20 protein-coding genes are annotated in these 23,145 nt (G+C 74.2%); 13 read left to right on the forward strand and 7 right to left on the reverse strand.

The window, feature by feature from the left end; translation table 11 throughout:
* Positions 1 to 73 precede the first annotated feature (73 nt).
* Both RBL05_RS15935 and RBL05_RS15940 read right to left on the reverse strand, forming a co-directional pair.
* Entirely contained in the window at positions 74 to 2,098 is a 2,025-nt protein-coding gene (locus tag RBL05_RS15935) for a DUF6541 family protein (protein ID WP_308738659.1), read from the reverse strand.
* A complete protein-coding gene (locus RBL05_RS15940) occupies positions 2,095 to 2,514 on the reverse strand; it encodes a DUF2304 domain-containing protein (protein WP_308738658.1) in 420 nt (139 codons plus the stop codon). Before RBL05_RS15940 ends, RBL05_RS15935 begins: the two co-directional genes overlap by 4 nt.
* 69 nt (positions 2,515 to 2,583) lie before the next feature.
* On the opposite strand from RBL05_RS15940, the gene RBL05_RS15945 reads away from it, so the two are divergent.
* Positions 2,584 to 3,291 (forward strand): glycosyltransferase family 2 protein, encoded by a 708-nt coding sequence (locus RBL05_RS15945; RefSeq protein ID WP_308738657.1) that lies wholly within the window; start codon positions 2,584 to 2,586, stop codon positions 3,289 to 3,291.
* Positions 3,292 to 3,412: 121 nt separating this feature from the next.
* Here RBL05_RS15945 and RBL05_RS15950 read toward each other — a convergent pair whose 3' ends face one another.
* On the reverse strand, positions 3,413 to 4,744 hold the full coding sequence (locus RBL05_RS15950) for an LCP family protein (protein WP_308738656.1): 1,332 nt from the start codon (positions 4,742 to 4,744) through the stop codon (positions 3,413 to 3,415).
* 284 nt (positions 4,745 to 5,028) lie between these two features.
* Here RBL05_RS15950 and RBL05_RS15955 point away from each other — a divergent pair, with 284 nt between their 5' ends.
* The 6 genes from RBL05_RS15955 (at position 5,029) to RBL05_RS15980 (ending at position 12,150) form a co-directional block, all read left to right on the forward strand.
* Positions 5,029 to 6,057 carry a glycosyltransferase gene (locus tag RBL05_RS15955; RefSeq protein WP_308738655.1) on the forward strand — a complete coding sequence of 343 codons (1,029 nt, stop codon included), beginning with the start codon at positions 5,029 to 5,031 and terminating at the stop codon, positions 6,055 to 6,057.
* 47 nt (positions 6,058 to 6,104) lie between these two features.
* Positions 6,105 to 7,028, forward strand: coding sequence for a glycosyltransferase (locus tag RBL05_RS15960; protein WP_318603906.1), 924 nt, complete (start codon positions 6,105 to 6,107; stop codon positions 7,026 to 7,028).
* 111 nt (positions 7,029 to 7,139) lie between these two features.
* Positions 7,140 to 8,297 (forward strand): UDP-galactopyranose mutase, encoded by a 1,158-nt coding sequence (gene glf / locus RBL05_RS15965; RefSeq protein WP_308738653.1) that lies wholly within the window; start codon positions 7,140 to 7,142, stop codon positions 8,295 to 8,297.
* 103 nt (positions 8,298 to 8,400) lie between these two features.
* The gene (locus RBL05_RS15970; RefSeq protein WP_412523795.1) at positions 8,401 to 10,431 is read left to right on the forward strand and encodes a glycosyltransferase; all 2,031 of its coding nucleotides are present in this window, start codon (positions 8,401 to 8,403) and stop codon (positions 10,429 to 10,431) included.
* A complete protein-coding gene (locus RBL05_RS15975) occupies positions 10,428 to 11,366 on the forward strand; it encodes an ABC transporter permease (protein ID WP_308738651.1) in 939 nt (312 codons plus the stop codon). The genes RBL05_RS15970 and RBL05_RS15975 overlap by 4 nt, the downstream gene beginning before the upstream one ends.
* Before the next feature lie 13 nt (positions 11,367 to 11,379).
* Complete coding sequence (locus RBL05_RS15980) at positions 11,380 to 12,150, forward strand: ABC transporter ATP-binding protein (RefSeq protein WP_263312277.1); 771 nt, start codon at positions 11,380 to 11,382, stop codon at positions 12,148 to 12,150.
* A 35-nt stretch (positions 12,151 to 12,185) separates the two neighbouring features.
* Here the strand turns inward: RBL05_RS15980 and RBL05_RS15985 are convergent, their stop codons facing one another.
* Both RBL05_RS15985 and cofE read right to left on the reverse strand, forming a co-directional pair.
* Positions 12,186 to 12,935 (reverse strand): TIGR03089 family protein, encoded by a 750-nt coding sequence (locus tag RBL05_RS15985; protein ID WP_308738650.1) that lies wholly within the window; start codon positions 12,933 to 12,935, stop codon positions 12,186 to 12,188.
* Complete coding sequence (gene cofE / locus RBL05_RS15990; protein ID WP_308738649.1) at positions 12,932 to 14,002, reverse strand: coenzyme F420-0:L-glutamate ligase; 1,071 nt, start codon at positions 14,000 to 14,002, stop codon at positions 12,932 to 12,934. The genes RBL05_RS15985 and cofE overlap by 4 nt, the downstream gene beginning before the upstream one ends.
* A 199-nt stretch (positions 14,003 to 14,201) precedes the next feature.
* Between cofE and RBL05_RS15995 the strand changes: the two genes are divergently transcribed.
* Genes RBL05_RS15995 through RBL05_RS16005 form a run of 3 tightly spaced genes read left to right on the forward strand, consistent with a single transcriptional unit; the run spans position 14,202 to position 19,509 of the window.
* Positions 14,202 to 14,501 (forward strand): WhiB family transcriptional regulator, encoded by a 300-nt coding sequence (locus RBL05_RS15995; RefSeq protein WP_010549808.1) that lies wholly within the window; start codon positions 14,202 to 14,204, stop codon positions 14,499 to 14,501.
* Positions 14,502 to 14,513: 12 nt separating this feature from the next.
* Entirely contained in the window at positions 14,514 to 17,864 is a 3,351-nt protein-coding gene (locus RBL05_RS16000; protein WP_308738648.1) for a hypothetical protein, read from the forward strand.
* A complete protein-coding gene (locus tag RBL05_RS16005; protein ID WP_308738647.1) occupies positions 17,857 to 19,509 on the forward strand; it encodes a DUF5719 family protein in 1,653 nt (550 codons plus the stop codon). Before RBL05_RS16000 ends, RBL05_RS16005 begins: the two co-directional genes overlap by 8 nt.
* Before the next feature lie 132 nt (positions 19,510 to 19,641).
* Here RBL05_RS16005 and RBL05_RS16010 read toward each other — a convergent pair whose 3' ends face one another.
* Positions 19,642 to 20,097, reverse strand: coding sequence for a metallopeptidase family protein (locus RBL05_RS16010; RefSeq protein ID WP_259881598.1), 456 nt, complete (start codon positions 20,095 to 20,097; stop codon positions 19,642 to 19,644).
* A gap of 101 nt (positions 20,098 to 20,198) precedes the next feature.
* Between RBL05_RS16010 and RBL05_RS16015 the strand changes: the two genes are divergently transcribed.
* From RBL05_RS16015 to RBL05_RS16025, 3 genes are read left to right on the forward strand one after another with little or no spacing between them, the layout of a single operon-like run.
* Positions 20,199 to 20,609 carry a DUF3499 domain-containing protein gene (locus RBL05_RS16015; protein WP_412523774.1) on the forward strand — a complete coding sequence of 137 codons (411 nt, stop codon included), beginning with the start codon at positions 20,199 to 20,201 and terminating at the stop codon, positions 20,607 to 20,609.
* Positions 20,602 to 21,537: a hypothetical protein gene (locus RBL05_RS16020; RefSeq protein WP_318603907.1), complete on the forward strand. Its 936-nt coding sequence runs from the start codon at positions 20,602 to 20,604 to the stop codon at positions 21,535 to 21,537. Before RBL05_RS16015 ends, RBL05_RS16020 begins: the two co-directional genes overlap by 8 nt.
* Positions 21,465 to 22,253: a hypothetical protein gene (locus tag RBL05_RS16025; protein WP_318603908.1), complete on the forward strand. Its 789-nt coding sequence runs from the start codon at positions 21,465 to 21,467 to the stop codon at positions 22,251 to 22,253. Before RBL05_RS16020 ends, RBL05_RS16025 begins: the two co-directional genes overlap by 73 nt.
* On the opposite strand, the gene RBL05_RS16030 is transcribed toward RBL05_RS16025, so the two are convergent.
* Positions 22,254 to 23,105, reverse strand: coding sequence for an RDD family protein (locus RBL05_RS16030; RefSeq protein ID WP_308738645.1), 852 nt, complete (start codon positions 23,103 to 23,105; stop codon positions 22,254 to 22,256). It abuts the gene before it with no gap.
* Between the last annotated feature and the right edge of the window lie 40 nt (positions 23,106 to 23,145).

Genomic DNA, 23,145 nt, shown 5'->3' on the forward strand with positions numbered 1-23,145 from the left:
CGCCCTGCAGGGGGGCGGCGGCAGGCCCCCCTGCAGGGGTCGGCGCTCCGCCGGGATCAGCGACCGGGCGGGGTCACGGCGTCGGATCGCACTCGATCCGGATCAGCCGCGAGTGGTCCGTCTCGAACAGGACGGTGCCGAGGGACTCCCCGCCCTGCTCGATCGCGCTGAAGGCGGGGTCGTACTGGTAGGGCTGCCGCTCCTGGTAGATGTAGCCGATCCCCGCATCCGCGAGGGTCCGGCAGCGCCAGGTCCACCGGTCGGCGTAGGGGACCGCCGCGATCGCGGCGCGGTCCTGGTCGGTCAGCGCCGTGCCCGCGACGGGCAGATGGACGTTCAGCCCGTACAGCGAGTACATGTGCGCCGCGCCCGAGTACGGGCTGGCCAGGATCGACAGGTCCGGGTCCAGCTCCGGGGCGATGCGGGCGAAGGCCTCGAGCTCGTCGGCCTGGAGGAAGCGGCCCCGCCCGGGATACTCCGCCGCGAGGTTCTTCCCGGCGTTGTCCAGCCGCGGCGGGACCGAGCCGAGGGCCGCGAGGGTCGCGAGCACGACCAGCACCGCGACCACGGCGCGGCCACGGACGGTCGGCCCGCCCAGCGGCAGGGAGCGCCGCAGCAGGCGCGCCCAGGCCTGCAGCCCCGGCACCACCAGCAGCGCGGACAGCATCGCGAGCGGGATCGCGATCCGGTCCTGGCCGCGGAAGAAGAGGACCGAGAGGTTCAGCGGCGAGTCGACCGCGGCGTCGAGGTACATCACGGCGACCACGATCCAGGCCGCGGCCAGCCAGCGCAGCGGGCCGCGCAGCGTGGAGACCAGGCCCGGCCACCACAGCACCGCGATCACCGTCCCCAACGCCATCGGCCACACCGTCAGCAGGCCGAGGCCCACCTCGCCCAGCGCCGACCACCACGGCACCTGCAGACCGCCGGAGAAGCCCGTCACCCGGGCGCCCAGCGGGGTGTAGGTCAGCACCGCGACGGGCAGCAGCGCGAGGACCGGCACGGCGAGGAGGCGCCGGCAGGTGTGCCACAGGGGAAGCCCCGTCACGATCGTCAGCACCGCGATCAGGATCAGCGCCATCACCCCGACGTTCGGCTGCATGAGCGTGAGACCGATCCCGGAGAACCCCACCACCCCGAGCGCCGCCCCGATCGCAGGCCACACCGGGGCCGCGTCGGCGGAGCCGTTGGGCGCGTCGCGCACGGCGGGGGAGGACGCCGACTGCAGGACGGAGACCGAGGCGTTCTCCTCGAGGCCCGCCCGGGCGCGCACCGGGCCGGTCAGGGCGTGCCAGAGCGCGACCGCGCCGGCGAGCGCCCCGGTCAGGGCGGCGAAGCCGGTGAGGTTCGGGACGGGGGAGAGATGGATCCACAGGTTCAGCGGGCTGGCGGGGATCACCGCGGCGACCAGCGCGACGGCGGGCGGTGCCCACCGCACCTGCGGGAACAGGGTCCGCGCCAGCAGCGCGAGGCCCACCACCCACGGCACCACCGCGAGCGCGAGCACGGAGCCGTTCAGCACGATCGGGATGTCGACGCCGGGCACCAGCGCGGCCAGGTCATGGAAGGCCGCGGGATAGGAGGACGGTGCCCGGGTGCTGCTGGTCACCGCGTTCAGGGTGAGGCTCGAGCCGTCGCCGGTCTCGCGGATGTGGGTCAGCGCGGTGAGGTGGTAGAGCGTGTCGTAGCGCTCCAGCACGGCGTCGGCGCCGCCGGCCTGCCGTGCGATGGGGACCACCGCGACCGCGAGCCCGGCGACGAGCGCGCCGGCCCAGCCCAGGTGCGCCGCGAGCGGGCGCGGGGCGAGCAGCGGGCCGTCGAGCACCGTCGAGGGGAGGCGCACCCCGCGCCGGGCGAGGAGGTGGGCGAGGAGCACCAGCAGCGCGGAGAGGACCGCGAAGGGGAGCAGCGTCCAGGCCACCCCCGCCATGGAGGCGATGATCGCGCCGATCCCGGCCACCGCGGTCCCGATCGCCGGCGCGAACGCGAGGGCGATCAGACGGGAGCCGGCCAGCGCGCGGACGGCGAGATAGCCGGGGACGTACGCGGCGGCGAGGACGATCAGGACGACGAGGAGGAGGCTCGCGGCGCCCGTCATCCGTCGTGCTCGCGCAAGGAGCGCTCCCGGTACTGCACGGCCGGCTCCGCCTCGTCGAGGGAGAGCCGTCGGGCCAGATAGGTGGTGCGCTTCTCGGCGTTCTTCGTCCGCGCCTCCTGGAGGGCCAGGAAGCCCAGCAGCACCAGGACCGTCGCGTACAGGAGCAGATCGGCGCCGCGCCCCACCCCCACCATGTGCGCCACGCGCGTGAGCATCGTGGGGAACAGCACGGTCAGCGCCGCGAAGACGGCGAAGGCGATGACGAGCAGCCGCCGGACGGCGAGCTGCTTCGCGCCGCGCTTGACGAAGAGCCACGCGACGATCGCCACGATCCCCGCCACCAGCAGCAGCTGGATGATGAAGGTGCGCCCGCTCACCCCGAGGGCAGGGCCGAGCGCTTCGAGCAGAGTGTCCACCCCAACAGGGTATCCTCCTCGGGCGTGCGCCTCCCGGCCGCCGAATGCTCCGTCACACGAGGAGAACCCATGGACAGCCCTGACCCCTCGCGCGCCACGAACGCGCCCGGGGCCGACTGCACCTGGTTCGTCGTGCCGCTGTTCAACGAGGGCGTCGTCATCGGCGACGTGATCCGTGACCTGCGCTCCCGCTACCCGCTCGTGGTCTGCGTGGACGACGGCAGCGCGGACGGCTCGGCCCGGATCGCCGAGGAGGCCGGGGCCGCCGTGGTGCGCCACCCCTACAACATGGGCCAGGGCGCGGCGCTGAAGACCGGCATCGACTACGCGCTGCGCGACCCGCAGATGCGGCAGATCGTGACCTTCGACGCCGACGGGCAGCACCAGGTCGACGACGCCGCGGAGATGATCGTCAAGCGGGATGCGGAGGGCGTGGACATCGTGCTCGGCTCCCGCTTCCTCGACGACCGCACCAAGCCCGGCCTGATCAAGCGCATGGTGCTGCGCGGGGCGGTCTGGTACTCGAACCTGACCTCCGGGGTGAAGCTCACCGACGCCCACAACGGGCTGCGGGTCCTGGGCCGCGAGGCGTGCGAGAAGATCACCATCGAGCAGAACCGGATGGCGCACGCCTCCGAGATCGTCGAGGAGATCGGCCGCCACAAGCTCACCGTCGCCGAGCACCCGGTGCACATTCTCTACACCGACTACTCCCGTTCGAAGGGCCAGGCGGTGCTGAACTCGGTGAACATCGTCATCGACATGCTCTTCCGCTGAGCCCGGCGCCCCACGGGGCACGGACCCGGCCCGCAAGGACCCATGACAAGGAAGCGGCCGACGTCCCCTGGGGCGTCGGCCGCTCCTCGTCGTGAAGGGCGCTCTCGCACGCGCCCTCGGCTCACCCCTCCGCCGGCTCGGGCTCGGCCGTGCCGTCGGCCACCGACTCGAAGAACGCCCTGATGTCCTCGTCGTCGGTGAGGATCGCGACGCCGGAGTTGTTGGTCTGGTACTCGGGATCCTCGATCGGGATCGACAGCGAGCCCGAGCCCATCGCGGAGCGGGCGGTCAGCGCCATCCGGGCCACGTCCACGATGCCGGTGCCGTCGCTGGTGGTCAGCGCGCCGGAGCCGGCGCCCGCGAGACGCACCTGCGTGATCGGGTTCAGCAGCACGGCGGGGGAGGTGGCGCGGTCCATCAGCGCGGAGACGAACTGCTGCTGGCGGGCCTGGCGGCCGATGTCGGCGGTCGGGTCGAAGTAGCGGGCGCGCACGAAGGCGAGGGCCTGCTCGCCGCCCACGTCGTGGCAGCCCTCCGTCATCTTCAGCCCCGACTTCTCGTCGTCCACGTCCTGGTCGATGCACAGATTCACGTGGCCGACCGCGTCGACCACCTGCGAGACACCGTCGAAGCCGATCTCGACGTAGTGGTCGATCGTCAGCCCCGTGAACTCCTCGACGGTCTCGACCAGCAGGGGAGCGCCGCCGAAGGAGTAGGCGGCGTTGAGCTTGTAGCCCCCGTACCCGGGGATGTCCACGAGGGTGTCGCGGGGCAGGGAGATCAAGTAGCTCTTCCCGCCCCGCGCCTTGTGCAGGAGCATGATCGTGTCCGTACGGGCGCCCTCGGTGCCGTCGGCGTTCACGGCCTCGCCGTCGCGCTTGTCGGAGCCGGCGATGAGATACGTGGTCCCGGGCGTGTTCTCCGCCTCGGAGAGCGCATCGACGTGCTCGACCCGGCTGTTCGCCCAGAGGGTGAGGCCCGCGCCCCAGCCCAGCACGATCACCAGCAGCAGCACCGCGAGGGTCGCGCCGAGCCGCATCGGGCGCGGGATCCGGGACCGGCGGCGTCGGGTGCGCGGCGGACCGCCGGGCCCGGCAGGGCCGCCGTGTCCGCGGCCGTCGTGCACGGGCTGCGGCTGCTCGCCCCACGCTCCGGCGCGCGCGTCCTCGGGATGCGCCCCGGGACCGCTGGCGCCCGTGGACCCCTCGACACGCGGCAGGGGACGGGTCGGCGCAGGACCTGCGGCATCGCCTCTGCGGCCGGAGCCCCCGGCCTGGCCCGCGTGTCCGGAGGAGCGGTGGGGCCCCTGGCCCTCGCCGCGGGGGCGCGGAGCGGGGGCGCCGTCGGCGCGGCGCGGCACCGCACGGGCGCTGCCTCCGGCGCGGGCGCGGTGCCCGCTGGGGCGGCGGGGCCCGCCCGGACGCGGGGAGCGGGGCGGCTGCTGGTCGCTCACAGCGGTCTCCTTCCCGGCCGGGACCCTGCCCCGGCGGTCTGCGGCAGATCGGATCCGGGCATGGGGAGAGTGCTCGGTGGGGTGCTCCGGGCCTGCGGCGCTCGCCAGAGTAGCGGGCGCGGCGTCCGGCTCGCCCGAGGGGCGCGGGGGAGCGGGTCAGGATTCGGAGAACCTCCCGAGAACCTTCACAGCTCCGTCCCCCGGGCGTCGCGGAGGGGAGGCGGCGCCTCCGTACACTGGGGTCGCGCCGCGCAGGCGGCACGGAACCCCCAGCAGGAGGCGCAGTGAGCGACACCGCACCCGCGGACGAGACCCGTCAGACCGCCGGCCGGCCCGGACACGTCGAGGGCGCCGCCCATCCCGAGGCACTCAGCGAGCGCGTCGTCGCCGTGGTCGTCACCTACAACCGCGAGCAGCTGCTCGCCCAGTGCCTCGACGGCCTCGCCGCGCAGGACCGCCGGCCCGATGCGGTCGTCGTGATCGACAACGCCTCCAGCGACGCCAGCGGCCGGGTGGCCGACGAGCACCCCCTCGGCGCCGACGTCGTCCACCTGCACCGCAACGTCGGCGGGGCGGGCGGCTTCGCCGCCGGGATCGCCCGCGCGCTCGTGCGCCACGACGCGGACTGGGTGTGGGTGATGGACGACGACACGGTGCCCCGGCCGGGCGCCCTCACCGCGCTGCTGGACGCCCTCGGCAGCTCGCCGGTGCGGCTGAGCGTGCTCAGCTCGCGCGCGGTGTGGACCGACGGCCGCGACCACCCGATGAACACCCAGCGCACCCGCCTCGGCGCGAGCGCCCGCGAGAAGCGCGACGCCGCCCGTGCCGGCGGCCGCCCCATCCGCACCGCCAGCTACGTCTCCGCACTGCTGAACGGTCAGGACGTGCGCCGTCTCGGCCTGCCCCACGCGGACTACTTCATCTGGTCCGACGACTTCGAGCACACCGGGCGCCTGCTGCGCCACGGCCGCGGCCTGCAGGTGCCGTCCTCCGTCGTCGAGCACCGCACCGCCCGCTTCGGCAACGCCCAGACGAGCCCCGGCAGCCGCTTCTACTACGACGTGCGCAACCGCCTGTGGGCGCTGCTGCGCACCGACTCCTTCAGCCCCCTCGAGCGGGTGCTGCACGGCGGGCGCACCGCGCTCGGCTGGCTCGGCGTGCTGGCCCGCCACCGCGGCGACGTGGCCGGCGTGGGGCTGCGCGGCGTGCTCGCGGCGCTGCGTCGCGGCCCCCGCCCCTCCGCGGCGGTGCTCGCCGCGGACGGCGAGGCCGCAGCGGATATCCGCGCGATCGAACGGGCGGCCGGCCGGTGACCGATCCCGCGCAGTCCGCTGTGACCGCCGGCGACCGAGGGACCGACATGTCCGTGGGCGACGCGCGGGGCGACGGGCCCGTCGGCCGGACTGCCGACGATCGCCCGGCCCGTCCCGCCGTGCGCCCCGAGGGCGCCGAGCCCTTCGCGGTGCTCATGCCGCTGTGGGGGAAGGACCGGGCTGAGCGGGTCGAGCAGGCCGTCGTCTCCGCCACCGAGGGGCAGCAGCTCCGCCCCGACCTGCTCATCCTCACGGTCGACGGCCCTCTCACGCCAGAGCTCGAGGAGCTGGTGAAGCGTGTCGAGGCCGGTGCCCACGGCCCGGCGACCGTGCTGCGCCACAGCGCCCATCGCGGCGTCGCGGCCGCGCTCCAGGACGGCCTCGAAAGCTCCCCGTACGAGCTCGTCGCCCGGGCCGACGCCGATGACCTGTGCCGCCCCGAGCGCTTCGCCCTCCAGATCCCGCGGATGCAGGCCGAGGGCCTTGACCTGCTGGGCGGGGCGATGCGCGAGTTCAGCGACCGCATCGCCCCTGGCGACGGACCGCTGCGAACACGCCCCCTGACCCACGCCGAGATCACCGCCTATCTCCCGCGGCACAGCCCCTTCCACCACCCCACGATGGTGCTGCGCCGCTCGACGGTGCTCGCCGTCGGCGGCTACCGCGACCTGCCGCTGCTGGAGGACTACTGGCTCTGGGAGCGGATGATGCTGGGCGGGGCGAGGATGGCGAACCTCCCGGACGTGCTTGTGGATTACCGCGTGGACGAGCACCTCTTCGCCCGTCGCGGCGGGTGGCGGCTCTTCGCGAGCGACCTGCGCCTGCAGCGCCGCTTCGTGAAGGACCGCGTGACCACCCCCACCGGCTTCCTGCGCAACGTGGGGGAGCGGGGCGTCTACCGCCTCGCCCCGGGATGGGCGCGCCGCCTGGCCTACCGGCGCTTCGTCGAGCACGACGGCCGCACCGCATGACCACTGCCACACGATCCGGCGCGCCGAGGCGGGGAGCCGTCCCCCGGTCGCGCCTCCGCTACTGTGATCGAGTCCCCGGCGGAGAACCCGCCAGCATCGAAAGGACCCCCTGTGTCGACTCCTGACCTCCTGATCGTCGGCTCCGGCCTGTTCGGACTGACCATCGCCGAGCGCGCGGTCGCCGAGCACGGCGCCAATGTGACCATCATCGACCGCCGCTCCCATATCGGCGGCAACGCCTACTCCGAGGCCGATCCGGTCACCGGCATCGAGGTCCACAAGTACGGGGCCCACCTCTTCCACACCTCGAACGACCGGGTGTGGGAGTACGTCAACCGCTTCACGAGCTTCACCGGCTACCAGCACAAGGTGTACACGACCCATCAGGGTGTGGTGTACCCGATGCCGATCAACCTCGGCACCGTCAACCAGTTCTTCCAGGCCGCCTACACGCCCGACGAGGCGCGCGCCCTGATCGCCGAGCAGGCCGGGGAGTTCGCCGGCAAGGACCCCGAGAACCTCAACGACAAGGGCATCTCGCTGATCGGTCGCCCGCTCTACGAGGCGTTCATCAAGAACTACACCGGCAAGCAGTGGCAGACCGACCCCAAGGACCTGCCCGCCTCGATCATCTCCCGCCTCCCGGTGCGGTACACGTACGACAACCGCTACTTCAACGACACCCACGAGGGCCTGCCCGCCCAGGGCTACACCGCGTGGCTCGAGCGGATGGCGGACCACCCGGACATCGAGGTGCTCCTGGACACCGACTACTTCGACACCTCCCAGCCGCTGAACCGCGACGCCGTGCGCGGGAACATCCCCGTGGTCTACACCGGCCCGGTGGACCGCTACTTCGACCACGAGCTCGGCGAGCTCGGCTGGCGCACCATCGACCTGGAGACCGAGCACCTGGAGGTCGGCGACTTCCAGGGCACCTCCGTCATGAACTACGCCGATGCCGAGGTGCCCTACACTCGCATCATCGAGCCGCGCCACTTCCACCCCGAGCGCGACTACACCAAGGACGCGACGGTCATCCAGCGCGAGTACTCCCGCTTCGCGGAGTCCGGGGACGAGCCGTACTACCCGATCAGCTCCGGCACGGATCGCGAGCGCCTGCTCGAGTACCGCAAGCGCGCCGACGCCGAGCCCCGCACCCTGTTCGGCGGGCGGCTGGGCACCTACCAGTACCTCGACATGCACATGGCCATCGGCTCCGCCCTGTCCATGGCCGACAACAAGCTGCCCGACCTTCTTCGCGGCTGACCCCGCGGACGACGAGGAGTTCCACGACGTGAGCACCACCCCCAGCGCGATCCGGAGCGATGCCGCGGACCAGGCACCGCAGCGAGTCCTGCAGCGGCTGATCATGCCGCTCTCGCCCGCCCCGGACGTCATCCCCCTGTACCTGGAGTCCCACGCGGCGCGCTCGGGCGCCCACACCGCCGCCTTCGGGCTCGGCAGCGCCCCGGTGGAGTCCCACGAGAACTCCTCCGCGAACGCCGCCCCGGCCCCGACCACCGGGCAGCCGAAGATCGACGAGCTCAGCACCCGGTTCGGCCTGTACGTGCCCGAGCAGTCGCTGCGCTCCTTCGGCACCTACTTCAACGCCTTCCCGGCCAGCTACTGGCGGCGCTGGACCCCGGTGCGCGAGGTGACGCTGTCGGTCTCCACCCGCGGCTCCGGCCAGATCATCGTCTACCGCTCCAACGCCCGCGGCGCCATCCAGCGCCAGGACATGGTCTCGGTCCAGACGGAGGGCACCTCTCGCTTCACGCTCCCGCTGACCGCCTTCGGCGACGGCGGCTGGTACTGGTTCGACGTCATCACCGGGGAGCAGCCGCTGACGATCCTCGGCGCGGAGTGGACGGCCGACGCCTCCGACGCCCGCACCGAGGGCACCTTCTCCATCGCCATGACGACGATGAACAAGGTCTCCTACGTCCTCGACAACATCTCGCTGATCAGCAAGGATCCCGATCTGCGCGAGAAGCTCGACGTCATGTACGTGGTGGACCAGGGCTCGGACCGGCTGCGCGACCACGCGGAGCTCGCCCCGCTGCAGGAGGCGATGGGCGACCAGCTGCGGATCATCGAGCAGGGGAACATCGGCGGCTCCGGCGGGTTCTCCCGCGGCATGTACGAGGCCTCCACCAACGGCTCCTCCACCTACGTGATCAACAGCGACGACGACCTCGACATCGAGCCCGAGTCGCTGCTGCGCATGCTCACCTTCGCGGACTTCACCCGCACCCCGGTGCTGGTGGGCGCGCACATGTTCGACCTGAACAACCGCTCCGTGCTGCACGCCTTCGGCGAGAGCGTGGACCCGTGGGCGATCCAGCCCAAAGTCACGATCCCGGAGAGCACCATCGGCCACGACTTCGCCGCCGGCCCGCTGCGCTCGACCCCGTGGCTGCACCGTCGCGCGGACGTGGACTACAACGGCTGGTGGACGTGCCTGATCCCCACGGAGACCGTGCGGGAGATCGGGCTCAGCCTGCCGGTGTTCATCAAGTGGGACGACGCCGAGTACGGGCTGCGCGCGAAGAAGGCCGGCTACCCGACCGTGTCCCTGCCCGGCGCGGCGGTCTGGCACATCACCTGGACCGACAAGAACGACGCGCTGGACTGGCAGATCTACTTCCACGAGCGCAACCGCATCATCACCGCGCTGCTGCACTCTGGCTACGAGCGGGGCGGCCGCGTGCTCACCGAGTCCCAGGGCATCGACGTCAAGCACCTGCTCTCCATGCAGTACTACACGCAGGCCGCGCGTCTGTACGCCCAGGCGGACGTGCTGCGCGGCCCCGGCGTGCTCCACGACGAGATCGGCACCAAGCTGCCCGAGCTGCGGCAGATGGCGCAGGAGCACGACGACTCCGTCACGCGCCCGGACGCGGACTCGTTCCCGGACGTGCAGGTCTCGAAGCCGCCGCACAAGGGCCGCGCCTTCTCCGCGCCGCACCGTGCGCTGCTGCCCGCCTGGACCGTGAAGGCCATGGGCCGCCAGCTGCTCGCGCAGCCGACGGAGAAGGCGCGTCGCCATCCGCAGGCGCTCGTCGCCCACCAGGACGCGAAGTGGTGGACCCTCAGCCACTACGACAGCGCCGTCGTCTCCAATGCCGAGGGCACCAAGGTGGCCTGGTACAAGCGCCGGCCCGAGCAGGTGCGCACGATGCTCGCCCGCTCCGCCCGCACCCACCTGGACCTCTACCGCCAGTGGAACCGTCTGCGGGACGAGTACCGCGCCGCGGCCGACGAGATCACGTCCTTCCCCGCCTGGGAGCGCACCTTCGCGGCGAACCCCGCCCCGGTGCGCCCGGGGATCGACGACCGTGACGCGGTCGAGGAGTCCTCCGAGCGCCCCGACGCGCCGTCCGAGAGCACCTCCGCGTGACGGCGACGTCCGGCGGCCGGCTGCGCCGGGTCCCGACCGCCGCCGAGCAGGCCGAGGGCTGGCGCGCCCCGGGGCAGGACGCCGGCTGGTTGAACCCGTTCCTGGAGCGGTTCCTGCTGAAGCTGCTGGTGCGCAAGGAGCTGCGGGTCCGCTACCGCGGCAGCGTGCTCGGCATGGTCTGGAGCTACGTCAAGCCGGCCGTGCAGTTCATGGTCTTCTACCTGGCCATGGGCGTGTTCCTCGAGCTGAACAAGGGCACCCCGGCCTACGCGGTCTACCTCTTCAGCGGGATCGTCGTGGTGAATCTGTTCGGCGAGGTGTTCGGCAACGCGACGCGCTCGATCACGGGCAACGCCGCGCTGGTCTCGAAGATCTACATGCCCAACCAGCTCTTCCCCTGGGCGAGCATGCTCGTCGCCCTGGTGCACTTCCTGCCCCAGCTGCTGGTGCTCGTGATCGGCGCGCTGGTCAACGGCTGGCTGCCCTCGCCCACGGCGGCGGTCGCCTTCCTGCTGGGCATGCTCATCCTGCTGGTGTTCACCATGGGGCTGGGCATGCTCACCGCCGCGCTGAACGCCGCCTTCCGGGACGTGGAGAACTTCGTGGACCTCATCATCATGGTCGCGACGTGGCTGTCCCCGGTGCTGTACCGCATCGACATGGTGCAGCGGCAGATCGACGGCACGATCTGGTGGTGGCTGTACCAGCTCAACCCGCTCACGATCGTGGTGCAGCTCTTCCACACGGCGTTCTGGCGCTACTCGAGCCCGGTCGTGGACGAGATCGCCTCCGGCGTCCCGGGCAGCGAGACCCTCGCGACGCCGGGCGAGCCCTTCGGCCTGTGGTGGGCCGGGCTGCTGATCGCCGCCGTGGTGTTCGTGCTCGGCACGATCGTCTTCGAGCGCTCCAAGCGGCGCTTCGCCCAGGAACTGTGAGAGGAGGGCCGCGATGAGCCCGAAGATCGAGGACGTCCCGCAGTCCGCGGCGGTCCCCACCGACCGGGAGATGGTGCGCATCGAGCACGTCTCCAAGCGCTTCTCCCTGCGCCACGACCGCTCCCTCAAGGAGCTGGTGTTCTCCGCCCTGCAGCGCAAGAAGCTCGCCGACACCTTCATGGCGCTGGACGACGTGGACCTCACCGTCCACGCCGGCGAGACCGTCGGGCTCATCGGCTTCAACGGCTCGGGCAAGTCGACCCTGCTCAAGACGATCTCCGGAGTGCTCTTCCCCGATGCCGGCCGGGTGCTGCTGCGCGGCCGCGTCGCCGGGCTGATCGAGGTGGGCGCCGGCTTCCACCCGGACCTCTCGGGACGCGAGAACGTGTTCCTCAACGGCGCGATCCTCGGCATGTCCCGGGAGCAGCTCGAGGAGCGCTTCGACGAGATCGTCGCGTTCAGCGAGATCGAGGAGTTCATCGACACGGAGGTGAAGTACTACAGCTCGGGCATGTTCCTGCGCCTGGCCTTCTCCGTCGCGGTGCACACCGACCCCGACATCTTCCTGGTCGACGAGATCCTCTCGGTGGGCGATGAGCCCTTCCAGAAGAAGTGCCTCGAGCGGATCCGCGAGCTGCAGGCCGCCGGCCGCACGATGATCGTCGTCTCCCACGAGCTCGAGATGCTCGAGCGGCTCTGCACCCGCATCGTCGTGATGCAGAAGGGGCGCACCATCTTCGACGGCGAGCCCGGCCGGGCCGTCGCCACCCTTCGCGCGAGCTGACCCGCCCGGCCCGGTCGCCACCGGGCGGGGAGGGATCAGGCGCGGGCGGTGACGCCCTCCTCGGCGGCGCGATGGTCCGTCACCGAGGCGGCGGGGCCGACGACGCCGCCGCCCGCGGCCCAGGCCTCGAGCAGCCGCGGCACGACGCCCAGCCCGTCGCCCTCCACCAGCAGGCGCGGGGAGCGCTCGGAGCTCGCGGCGGGGGAGGGGCCGGACCAGTCCGGCAGGGGCACGGAGAGCCGGTCGGAGCTGCCGCGCACCTCGAGCACCCAGTCGCGCACCAGCGGCGGGAGCTCCCCGTCGTAGCGCGGCGCGAGGGAGACGGGCTGGACGGCCAGCACCTCGTCCGCGGAGCCCGCGAGGGCCGAGCCGGGCCGGTCGGTGACCACCACGCGGGGATCCTCGACGCGCTCGGGCAGGGCCTCCGCGGTCGCGTCCTTCGGCGCCGGATCCTCCGTCCCCTCCGGCGCGTCCTGACCGGCCCTCGGCCCGTCCCCGGCGAGGCGGCGCGGCAGGGTGACGACCTCCCCGCCGAGTGACCAGGCCGCGAGGGCGAGCACGAGCCGCTTCCAGTGGGGCGGGAGATCCAGCACGACCACGTCACCCGGCTCGAGCGCGACCTCGTCGTGGAGGTGCCCGATCGCCTTGATGACCCAGTTGGCGAGGACATGGCCGGAGAGCTCGATGCGGGAGGCCTCCCCGTGCCAGGCGAGCGCCGGCAGCGGACCCAGCGCCTCGAGCGGTGCCAGCAGGAGCGAGGTCGCGGTGGTCGATGCGGTGCTCATCGGGGGTCCTCCTCGGGGTCGGGGACGAGCCGCACGGGCACCTCGGGCAGGGCCTCGCCGAGGGACTCGGCGCCGAGGGCGGTGCGGATCCGCTCGGCGAGAGTCGCGGCGTCGATCAGCGATGTCGTGGAGGCGTCCGCGCGCTCCACCACGATATGCACCCCGCCTGAAGGTTCCCGGACCGTCGTGGCGCGCGCCCGGTACGGGCCGTGCCCGGGGCGGGGGAGGGTGGCGACCTCGAGCGCCCGTGCGATCCGCTCGGCGGCGGGCTCGGGGGACATCCGCGCGACGGGCTCCTGCTCGGGGGCGAGGCCGAGGGCGACCCACACCGACTCCAGGCTCGGGCGGCGGAACCAGTCCTCGCTCCCTGTGCGGGACAGCTCCCGGGCCGGCACGTCCGCGGCGGTCGCCCCGTCCGCGCCGCGCACCAGCGCGGCGGGGACGCCGCTGGCCTTGCCCTTGACGAGATCGGCGGCGGCGGCGAGCTCGTCGGCGAGGTTCCGCACCGTCACCGTCAGCGCCCGTCCGCCGGCGTCGGTCCCGCCGCGCAGGTCCTCGAGGGAGGCGACGCCGGCCGCACCGAGGGCGATGTCGGAGACGCCCACGCGCCAGACCCGGGAGGAGGTGTCGGTCAGGACCACGCCGAGCTCGAGCCCGAGTCGCGCGCGCAGGCCCTCGCGCAGCTCCCGCGCGCAGGCGTCGGGGTCCTCGGGCAGCAGCAGCGGCCCGTCGGGCGCGTTCGAGGAGTCCACCCCGGCGGCCGCCATGACCGGTCCCGAGGGGATCTGCACCACCGAGGTCACCACGCGGGTGTGCAGTCGCCGGGCGACCGTGCGCACGGCCGCCCGGGCGATCGCCGCGTCGCGCTCCTCGGGGGCCACGCGCAGGCCGAGCGCCTTGGAGACGATCTTCGTCGAGACGCACAGCACGTCCCCCTCGCGCGGGCCGAGCGGGGAGAGCGCCTCGGCGAGCAGCGCCGGCAGGTCCGCGCCCTCGCGCACTTCGCCGAGCCCGGTCAGCGGGAGCACGGTCAGCGGGCCTGGGGCGGCGGGCGGGGTGGTGGGCACGAGGACCTCCCGGGGTGAGGCTCCGGCGGTGGGCGGAGGGAGTCGTGGACGAGGAACGGCGCGCTGACGGTGCCGTGATGTGCACGGCGACGCGCCGACGCCGCTTGACGCACCATAACTACACCGGTGTACTTTAGGGGCCGAAAGAGGCCTTCGCTGGTCATGACAGGTCAACACAGCAGTGGAAGGAGTGGTGGTCATGGACGAGGAACGAGTCGACGACGACGCGCGTGCAGAGCTGTCCCTGCTCGACCTCGCCGGGCAGGACTCCGACGACGCAGAGCTGAGCTGGCAGGAGCGCGCCCTGTGCGCGCAGACGGACCCGGAGGCGTTCTTCCCCGAGAAGGGCGGCTCGACCCGGGAGGCGAAGAAGGTGTGCGTCTCCTGCGAGGTGCGTGCCGAGTGCCTCGAGTACGCGCTCGAGAACGACGAGCGGTTCGGCATCTGGGGCGGTCTCTCCGAGCGCGAGCGACGCAAGCTCAAGCGCCGGGTGGTCTGACATCCTGACCCGGTGAACGAGCGCCATGTCACCGCGGTCGTCCTGCTGAGCGGGGCGACGACCGCGGGAACCCACGATGCGCTCCACGCAGCACTGACCACCCAGACCCGGCTCCCGGACCGGGTGGTCGTCGCCGTCCCCTCCGATCTCGACGAGGACGTGCGCGGCGCGCTCGAGAGACTGACCGCCGCGGGCGAGGTGGACCGTCTCGTCGACGTCCCCGCCCGCCCCGATCCCTCGCTCCCCGGCCGTGCGGCCGCCGTCGAGCAGGTCCTCGACGCTCTCGCCGCGCAGCACGAGCGCACCCTCGTCCCCGTCGACGCGCCGGCGCCCGCCGCGAAGTCCTCCCCGCGTGGGGCTGGCCGTCGTGTGCGCCCCGTCGACGTCGACGCCCTCGAGCGCGAGCGCACCCAGCGCGCGGAGGCGCTCGCCCTCGTGCCCGAGCGGCTGCGCGAGGAGGGCCCCCGCAGCGGCCGCCGGGCGGGCCGCGCCGAGGGCGCCCCCGCGGAGAGCTGGCTGTGGTTCCTCGAGGACCCCGAGATCCCCTCCCTCGACGCGCTCGAGCGCGAGCTCGAGAGCGTCCGGCAGTCCCCGACCACCGCGGTGGTCGGGGCGAAGCGGGTGCGCCATGCCGAGCCGGGTGCCGACCTCCCGCCGACCGCCGAGTCCGCGGACGCCCTGGTCGACGTCGGCATCACCCTGACCCACGGCGGGCGCATCATCACCGGCGTGGACCCGGGCGAGATCGACCAGGGACAGGCCGACTGGCGCCAGGACGTCCTCGCCGTGCCACTGCCCGGCATGCTGATCCGCGAGCAGACGCTGCGCGAGCTCGGGGGCCTGGATCCCGACCTCCCCGCCCCCTGGGCGGAGATCGACCTGTGCCAGCGCGTGTGGCGCTCCGGGGAGCGGGTCGCGGTGCAGTCCGCCGCCCGGATACTGCACCCCCATCCCACCCGGCCCGTCCTCGAGCGTCTCCAGGACCAGCGCACCGGACGCCTGCTCACGGTGCTCAAGCACCGGCCGCTCCTGCACGCGCTGCTCACCCTCCTGCTCCTCCCGCTCGAGACCCTCCTGCGGATGGCGGGGGCGCTCGCGGCGACCGCGCCGCGCACCGCGCTGATGGAGCTGCGCGCCGTCCTCGCCGCCCTGCCGCGGATGCGGCGCGTCCTCGGCCGCGGCGCCCGCGACCGCCGGCGCGCCCGCGTGCCCCGGCGACGCCTCGCCCCGCTCTACCTCCCGCGCGGTGCGAGCCTGCGGCGCTGGCTCGACGACGTCGGCACCCGCCTCTTCGCCGACGACGACCGTCGCCGCCAGATCCGCCGCACCACCTGGGGCATCGCCGGAACCAGGCACGGGCTGGACGACGCCGACTACGGCCGCCACATCGTGTGGACCGCGGTCGTGGTGCTCGGCGCCACGATCCTGGGACTGTTCTCCCTGCGGAGCCTGTTCGGCCGCGGCGAGCTCGCCGGCGCGGGTCTGCGCGCCGTGCCGGAGGCCGCCGCCGACCGCTGGGCCGCGGCCTGGTCGACCTGGGTCCCGGGCGGACTCGGGGACCGCGGGCCCGGCGACCCGCTCGTGCGCCTGCTCGGGCACCTGCCCGGCAGCGGCTCCCTGCTCGTCGAGGTGCTGGTGTTCGCCGCGGTGCCGGCCGCGGCGGTCGCCGCCTGGTGGGCCTCGGGCGCGATCACCCGCGCGGTCGGCGCCCGGCTCGTGCTCGCCTGCGTGTGGGCGCTCGCCCCCTCGCTCCTGACCGCCCTCGCCGTCGGCGCGTGGCCGCTGCTGGCCGTGCACGTGCTGCTGCCGCTGCTGGCCCTCGCGATCGGCCGGGCGATCGGCCTGCCCCACAAGGTCTCCCAGGCCTCCGTCTCCGCGGCCGCCGCGGGCGGTCTGCTGCTGCTGGTGATCGGGGCGGTGCAGCCGGTGCTGGTGCTGCTCGTCGCGCCGGCCCTCGCACTGGTCGCGATCGCCGCGCCCGGTCGGCGCCTGCGCCTGCTGTGGGTGCTGCTGCCCTCGCTCGCGCTCCACGCGCCCTACCTGCCCACCTATCTCGGCCATCCCCGCACCCTGCTGGCCGTCGCCGGCGTGCCCGCCGCGGCGGGCGAGACGAGCGCCCGGGACCTGCTGGGACTGTGGCCGGTCGCCCCCGACCTCGCCGCGCCGCTCGCCGGGATGCTCGGCGAGGGCGCCGCCGGACTCCTGGTGCTGCTGCCGGTCGCGCCGGTGGTGCTCGGCGCCCTGGTCTCCCCGCTGCTGCGCGGTGCGGCCGGCCTCGCGGGCCGGTTGAGCCTGCTCGCCGCCGCCGTCTGCGCGCTCGCCGTGCTGGCGGCCCGCTCCACGGGGACCTCCGTCGGCCAGGGGCAGGTGCTGACCCCGCCGCTGCACGCCCTGCTCAGCGCGGCCCTGCTCTGCCTCGCTCTCGGCGCCGCGGCGACCTTCGACACCCTCGCCCGACGTCAGGAGCGCGACTCGCGCCTCCGGCGCCTGCTCACCTCCGTGATCGGCGCCGTCACCGCCGCGGCCTGCCTGCTCACCGTCGTCGGCGGGATGGCGCTGCTTCCCCGCGCGCTGCAGATCGGGCGCGTGGAGGGCGGGGAGGTGCCCGCGGCCGCCGCCGACCAGGGCCGCACCGAGGCCCGCTCCCGGGTGCTGGTGCTGGACCAGGCCGAGGACGGCGCGGTCGCCGCCCGCCTCGTGGTCCACGGCGAGGACACCGTGATCCAGCACTCCGCCCTCGTCGACGCCCGCCACGTCGAGGCGGCGCTGGCCGGCGAGCCCGTCGACGACGATCCCGCCTCCGCCGCGCTGCGCGAGGAGGTGGCGGCGATGCTCTCCGGCGGCGCCCAGGACGGCACGGACCTCGCCCATCCCGCGATCGCCTACGTGGTGGTCCACGGGGACCGCGAGAGCCGGCCCGAGCTGATGAGCGCCCTCGACAGCTCCCCGCTGCTCGAGAAGGTCACCGAGGGCTCCGAGGGCGGGACCTGGCGCGTGATCGACGCCCTGCCGCGCGCCGTCGTCACCGGCGGCGAGGAGCCGATCGCCCTGGACAGCGGGGTGGTGGACGCGCAGGGCGAGATCGCCCCCGCCGAGGAGGAGCGCATGGTCGTGCTCTCGGAGCGGCACGACACGGACTGGCGCGCGAGCCTCGACGGCACCGAGCTCGCCGCGGTCGAGGTCGACGGCTGGGCGCAGGGCTTCACCGTCCCGGCCGGGGCCGGGGGCGAGCTCGAGATCCACCGCCACCAGCCCGCCCGACCGCTCTGGCAGCTGCTGCTGTACGGCGCGACCGCGGCCACCGCGCTGATCGCGATCCCCTGGCGGGTCCGCACCCGCACCGCGGAGGAGATGTATGGCTGAGCACGCTTCCGAGGCCGAGGCCGAGGCCCGCACCGGGACCGCCCGCGGGGCGGGACGGGCGCGCACCGCGCACGGACGGCCCGCACGCCTGCTGCTGGGCGTCGCCGCGATCGTCCCCCTGCTGCTGGCCGGCGGGGCGCTCGCCCTCGCCCCGGACCGCGAGCCCGCCGCGGCCGAGCACGTACGGGCCACGGCGAGCCCCGGCCCCCGCAGCCTCGCCTGCCACGGTCCGCTGCAGGTGCCCGACGAGGCGCTGCAGACGGGCGGGGACGCCGCGCTCGCGGTCACCCCGCCCACCCCGTCGGTCTCCCTGCGCACCGTCGCGGCAGAGCCCGCCTCCTCCGTCCTGTTCGGCGAGGTGAGCGGATCCAGCACCCGACAGGACGCCGAGGGCGCCGTGCCCGCCCCCGCGGTCACGGCCGCGGACGCCGAGGGCGAGGAGCTGTCCGGCGATGCCGCCTCGACGGATCTCGGGATCGCGGTGCAGACCCTGCGGCACGTGCGCACCGCACCCCAGGTCACGGCGCAGACCTCAGAGGGCGGTCGTCCCGTCGCCGACGCCGTCCAGGGCACCTGGACCGCGTCCGGGGACTTCCGCTCCCTGTCCATGTCCCGCTGCGCGGAGCCGACCACCGAGGCGTCCTTCCTCGGCGTCTCCACGCAGACCGGGGACAGCTCCGTGCTCGTGCTCTCCAACCCCTCCGACCGCCCCGCCACCGCCTCGGTCCAGCTGCGCACCGCCGACGGGCCCGCGGCGATGGAGGGACGCAGCCAGGTCGTCGTCGCGCCGGGCGACGAGGAGCGGGTGCTGCTGGAGTCCGTGGTGCCGGGGGAGGACGCGGTCGGCGTGGACGTCTCCGTGCTCGGCGCACCCCTGTCCCTGCACGTGCAGACCACCGAGCGGGACGGGCTGACCCCCGGCGGCGCCGAGATCCTCGATCCGCTGCCCGCCCCCGCGCAGGAGCTGATCATGCCCGGCGTGGACGTCGCCGGGACCGCGCCCGCCCTCGTGCTCTCGAACCCCTCGGGCTCCACCGTCACCGCGGACGTCGAGGTCCTGGGCGCGGACGGCGCCGCCTCAGGGGCATCGCCCGCGCAGATCGAGGTCCCCGCCGGCGCCGTCGTGCCCACCGCCCTCGAGGGGCTCGCCGACGGCACCTACGCGGTGCAGGTCTCCGCGGACGGCCCGCTCGAGGCCGTCACGCGCAGCTTCCGCACCGGGAAGGACCTGCCCGGCGACACCGTCGGCGCACCGGTGGACTTCACGCTCGTCGCCCCCGCACCCGCGCTGGGAACCCATGCGGTCAGCGCCCTGCCGGGGCAGGGTGCGACCGGCGCGCTCACCTTGACCGCGAGCGAGGACACGGAGGTCTCCGTGGTCCCGATCGGCGCCGACGGGGCGGCCGGGGAGCCGATCGCGGTGGACCTCGCCGCAGGCGCGACCAGCACTCTCACCCACGAGCAGCTCCGCCTCGGCGGGGAGGGCGCCGCGGCCCTGTCGATCGTGCCCGAGGTCCCGGGCGCGGTCCACGCGAGCTGGACGCAGCGCCAGTCCGACGGGGCGGGCGGCGTGCTGCTCTCCACACTGCCGGTCCTGCCCGACGCGGGCGACGTCGACAGCGTCCAGGTCGTCCTCACCGACTGAGGGGCGCTCCCGGTCCGGAGACAGCCGCTCCGCGACAGCCGCTCCGCGGCCGCCCGTCCGCGACAGCCGCGCGGAGCGCCCGGGCTGACTCCCCGTCGATCGGTGCGCGCGCCGCGCCGGTCCCGCGGCGGCTCAGAGGTCCCAGGCCTCCGGGTCGACGTCCTCCGGCGCGATCGAGAGCAGCGAGCCGATCTGCTCGGACAGCACCTGCCGCACCAGCATCTCCAGCTCCGTCGCGGTCACGCACCGCGTCTCCAGCGGCCGGCGGTAGACGATCACGCGCGGCGGGTGCTCGCGGGTGCCCGGCACCGCTCGGCCCAGCACCACCTGGGCCTCCTCCCAGGGCGCCGGATCCGCCGACGGCACCTCCTCGACGAGCACCTGCAGGTGCGCGAGACGCCGGGGGAACCGCTCGGTGAGCGCGGCCCCCGCATCGGCGACGAGATCGTCGAAGCGCTCCCGGCGCGTGCGATGGCCGGGCAGGTGCGGGGGGATGAGGTCCCAGCGCCGGCCGCGGCCGCGGCGGTCGCGGCGACGCGGGCCGAGCGGTCCTCGCGGGGCGGGGGCACGGCCGGGTTCGAGGTCCATGCCGTGCACTGTAGCCCCGCCTCCGCAGTGCCGGACCCCACCCTCCCCTCCCACGGGCGCGCCGCGCCCGCCGGGTCCGCGACCTGCGTACACTGCTGAGCGTGCCAGCTCGTGAATGCTCCCGGACCGCCTGCTCGCAGCCGGCAGTCAGCTCTCTGACCTTCGTGTACCAGGACTCGACCGCGGTGCTCGGCCCGCTCTCCCGCCTCAGCGAGCCCCATGCCTACGACCTCTGCCACGAGCACGCCGCCCGTATGACCCCGCCGCGCGGCTGGGAGCTGCTGCGGGTCGCCGGCGGCGAGGACGTCAGCGACGACCTCGTCGCCCTCGCCGATGCCGTGCGCGGCCCCGTCGCGCCCGCTCCGCATGGCCCGGTCGGCACCCCCGACGCCGCTCCCCGCGGCACGTCGCGCGCCGGGGGCCACGGCCCCCGCGACGCCGGCGGCCGCGCCGCCGGCCGTCCCGCCGAGCGCGACCGCCACCTCCACGTGATCAGGAACAGCGATGACTGAGACGACCCACGACCTGTCCGCCATCGTCAAGGCGAACGACATCCGCGGCGTCGCCGGCGAGCAGCTCACGGCCGAGATCGCCCGCGCGCTCGGCGCCGCCTTCGCTGACGTCCTGGCCGAGCCCGAGCTGATCGTCGCCCACGACATGCGTCTGAGCTCCCCGGAGCTGTCCCGCGCCGTGATCGAGGGCGCCGTGCGCCGCGGTGCGATCGTCGCCGACGCCGGCCTGTCCTCCACCGACCAGCTGTACTGCGCCTCCGGCCTCCACCGCGCGGCGGGGCTCATGATCACCGCCTCCCACAACCCCGCCCGTGACAACGGGATGAAGCTGTGCCTGCCCGGCGCGCGGCCCGTCGGCCGGGACTCGGGGCTCGAGGACGTGCGCCGGGGCGCCGAGGCGTATCTCGCCGCCGGGGAGATCCCCGTGCGCGGCGAGGGCCGCTCCGAGCGGATCGACACCCTCGAGGACTACGCCCGCACCCTTCACGGTCTGGTCGACCTGCCCGCGGGCCGGCGACTGCGCGTGGTGGTCGACGCGGCCGACGCGATGGCCGGCCTCACCGCCCCCGCCGTGCTCGGCCCGCTCGAGCAGGTGGAGCTGATCGAGCTGCACTTCGGCCTCGACGGGACCTTCCCCCACCACCCGGCCGACCCGCTGCGGCCCGAGAACCTCCGCGACCTGCAGGAGGCGGTGCGCCGCGAGGGCGCGGACCTCGGCCTCGCCTTCGACGGCGACGCGGACCGCTGCGTCGTGCTGGACGAGACCGGCACCCCGGTCCCGCCCTCGGCGATCGGGGCGCTGATCGCCTCGCGCGAGATCGCCCGCGCCCGCGCCGCGGGGAGGAGCGCCCCCGCGTGGCCGTCAACGCGGTCGCCTCCCGCCACGTGCACGAGGTCATCGCGGCGGCGGGCGGCGAGATGCTGCTGACCCCCGTGGGCCACGCCGGCATCAAGCGGATCATGGCCGAGCAGGACGCGGTGGCCGGGGTGGAGCACTCCGCCCACTACTACTTCCGCGACTTCTTCTTCGCCGACTCCGGCATGCTCGCCGCGCTGCACGTCCTCGCCGCGCTCGCGGAGCACGACGGCACCGCCTCCGCGCTGGTGGCCGAGCACTCCCCGTACGCCGGCAGCGGCGAGCACAACTTCCCCGTCGACGACGCGGTCGCGGCCACCGCCCGGGTGCGCGCCCACGCCGAGTCGCTGCCCGCCGCGCGGATCGACGAGCTCGACGGGCTCTCCGTGCACCACTGGGACGAGCACCTCGCCCCGGCCGAGCGCTGGTGGCTCTCGCTGCGCTCCTCGCAGACCGAGTCGCTGCTGCGCCTGAACGTCGAGGCGCAGGAGCGGACGACGATGGAGCAGGTGCTGGAGCGTATCCGGGTGCTCGTGCTCGGCGAGGAGGACGAGGAGACGGGCCCCGGTCCCGCCCCCGAGGTCGCTCCCGCGCAGCTCCCGGCCGGGGCGAGCGGCGCCGACGTGCCCGGCTGGGTGCGGGCGGCGCTGCGCTGCCCGGACTGCGGCGGGGAGCTGCACGATGTCGACGCCGCCCTCCAGTGCGACCGCTGCGGGCGCGTCCACGCGGTCGAGGGCGGGATCCCGGTGCTGATCGCCGGTCGCGCCGAGGCGCCGTCGGCCGACTGATCAGGCCGAGAAGGGCACCGCCCGCACCTCGGCGGCCAGCTCCTGCTGACGCTCCTGCGCCCTGCGCATCCGCATCTCGTCCCGTCGTGAGCGCTCGGCGAGCACCGCGGCGAGGAACTCCTCCGGCGGAGTGCCCGGCGGCGGGGCGGGCGCGACATGCGGCAGCGTACGGCGCAGCAGATCCCGCGAGAGCTGATGGCGCGACTCGGCGTTGATCTGTCCGGCCCGGGGCAGGAAGGCGCGGATGTCCTGCAGCAGCGGCAGCGGGAGCCGGCCCACGTCGGCCGCCTGCGCCCAGTCGCGCAGCGAGAGCGGGACCTCGATGCGCTGCGGGGGATGAGTGCGCATGCGCTCCTGGATCACCATCGTCCCGGCCAGCAGGTCCCCGATCCGGCGCGAGCGGCGGTCGATCACGGAGCAGACCAGCGCCACGGCGCCGGTGGTCGACCAGAGCTCGAACATCGCCATCACCGCGCGCAGCACGCTCTGGCGCACGTGCACTGGGCCGCCGTCGTCGCGCACCACCCGCGTGCCCATCACGAGCCGCCCCACGGAGCGGCCCCGCAGCAGCAGCTCGCTGAGCACCGGATAGCCGACGTAGGCCAGCACCGAGGCGAGCAGGATGCCGGCGGCGAGGAAGCCGTCGTCCAGGGCGGCGCGGTCCGCGAACCACGCGATCGACAGGATCCCGCCGATCAGCAGCGTCAGCTGCAGCACCCCGTCGATCACGGCGGAGACGAGGCGGGTCGCGAAGGAGGCGGTGCGCAGGTCGAGCAGGACCGCATCGCCGGTGATCAGCGCGTCGCGGCGGCTCGAGGGGGAGACGGCCGCCGCAGTGCCCGAAAGTGCCATGGCCCCATCCTGGCAGGAGCGAGGAGGTGCCGTCAGCGTC

It is taken from the genome of Brachybacterium sp. GU-2 (assembly GCF_030866705.2).
In the GTDB taxonomy this organism is placed as follows: Bacteria; Actinomycetota; Actinomycetes; order Actinomycetales; family Dermabacteraceae; genus Brachybacterium; species Brachybacterium conglomeratum.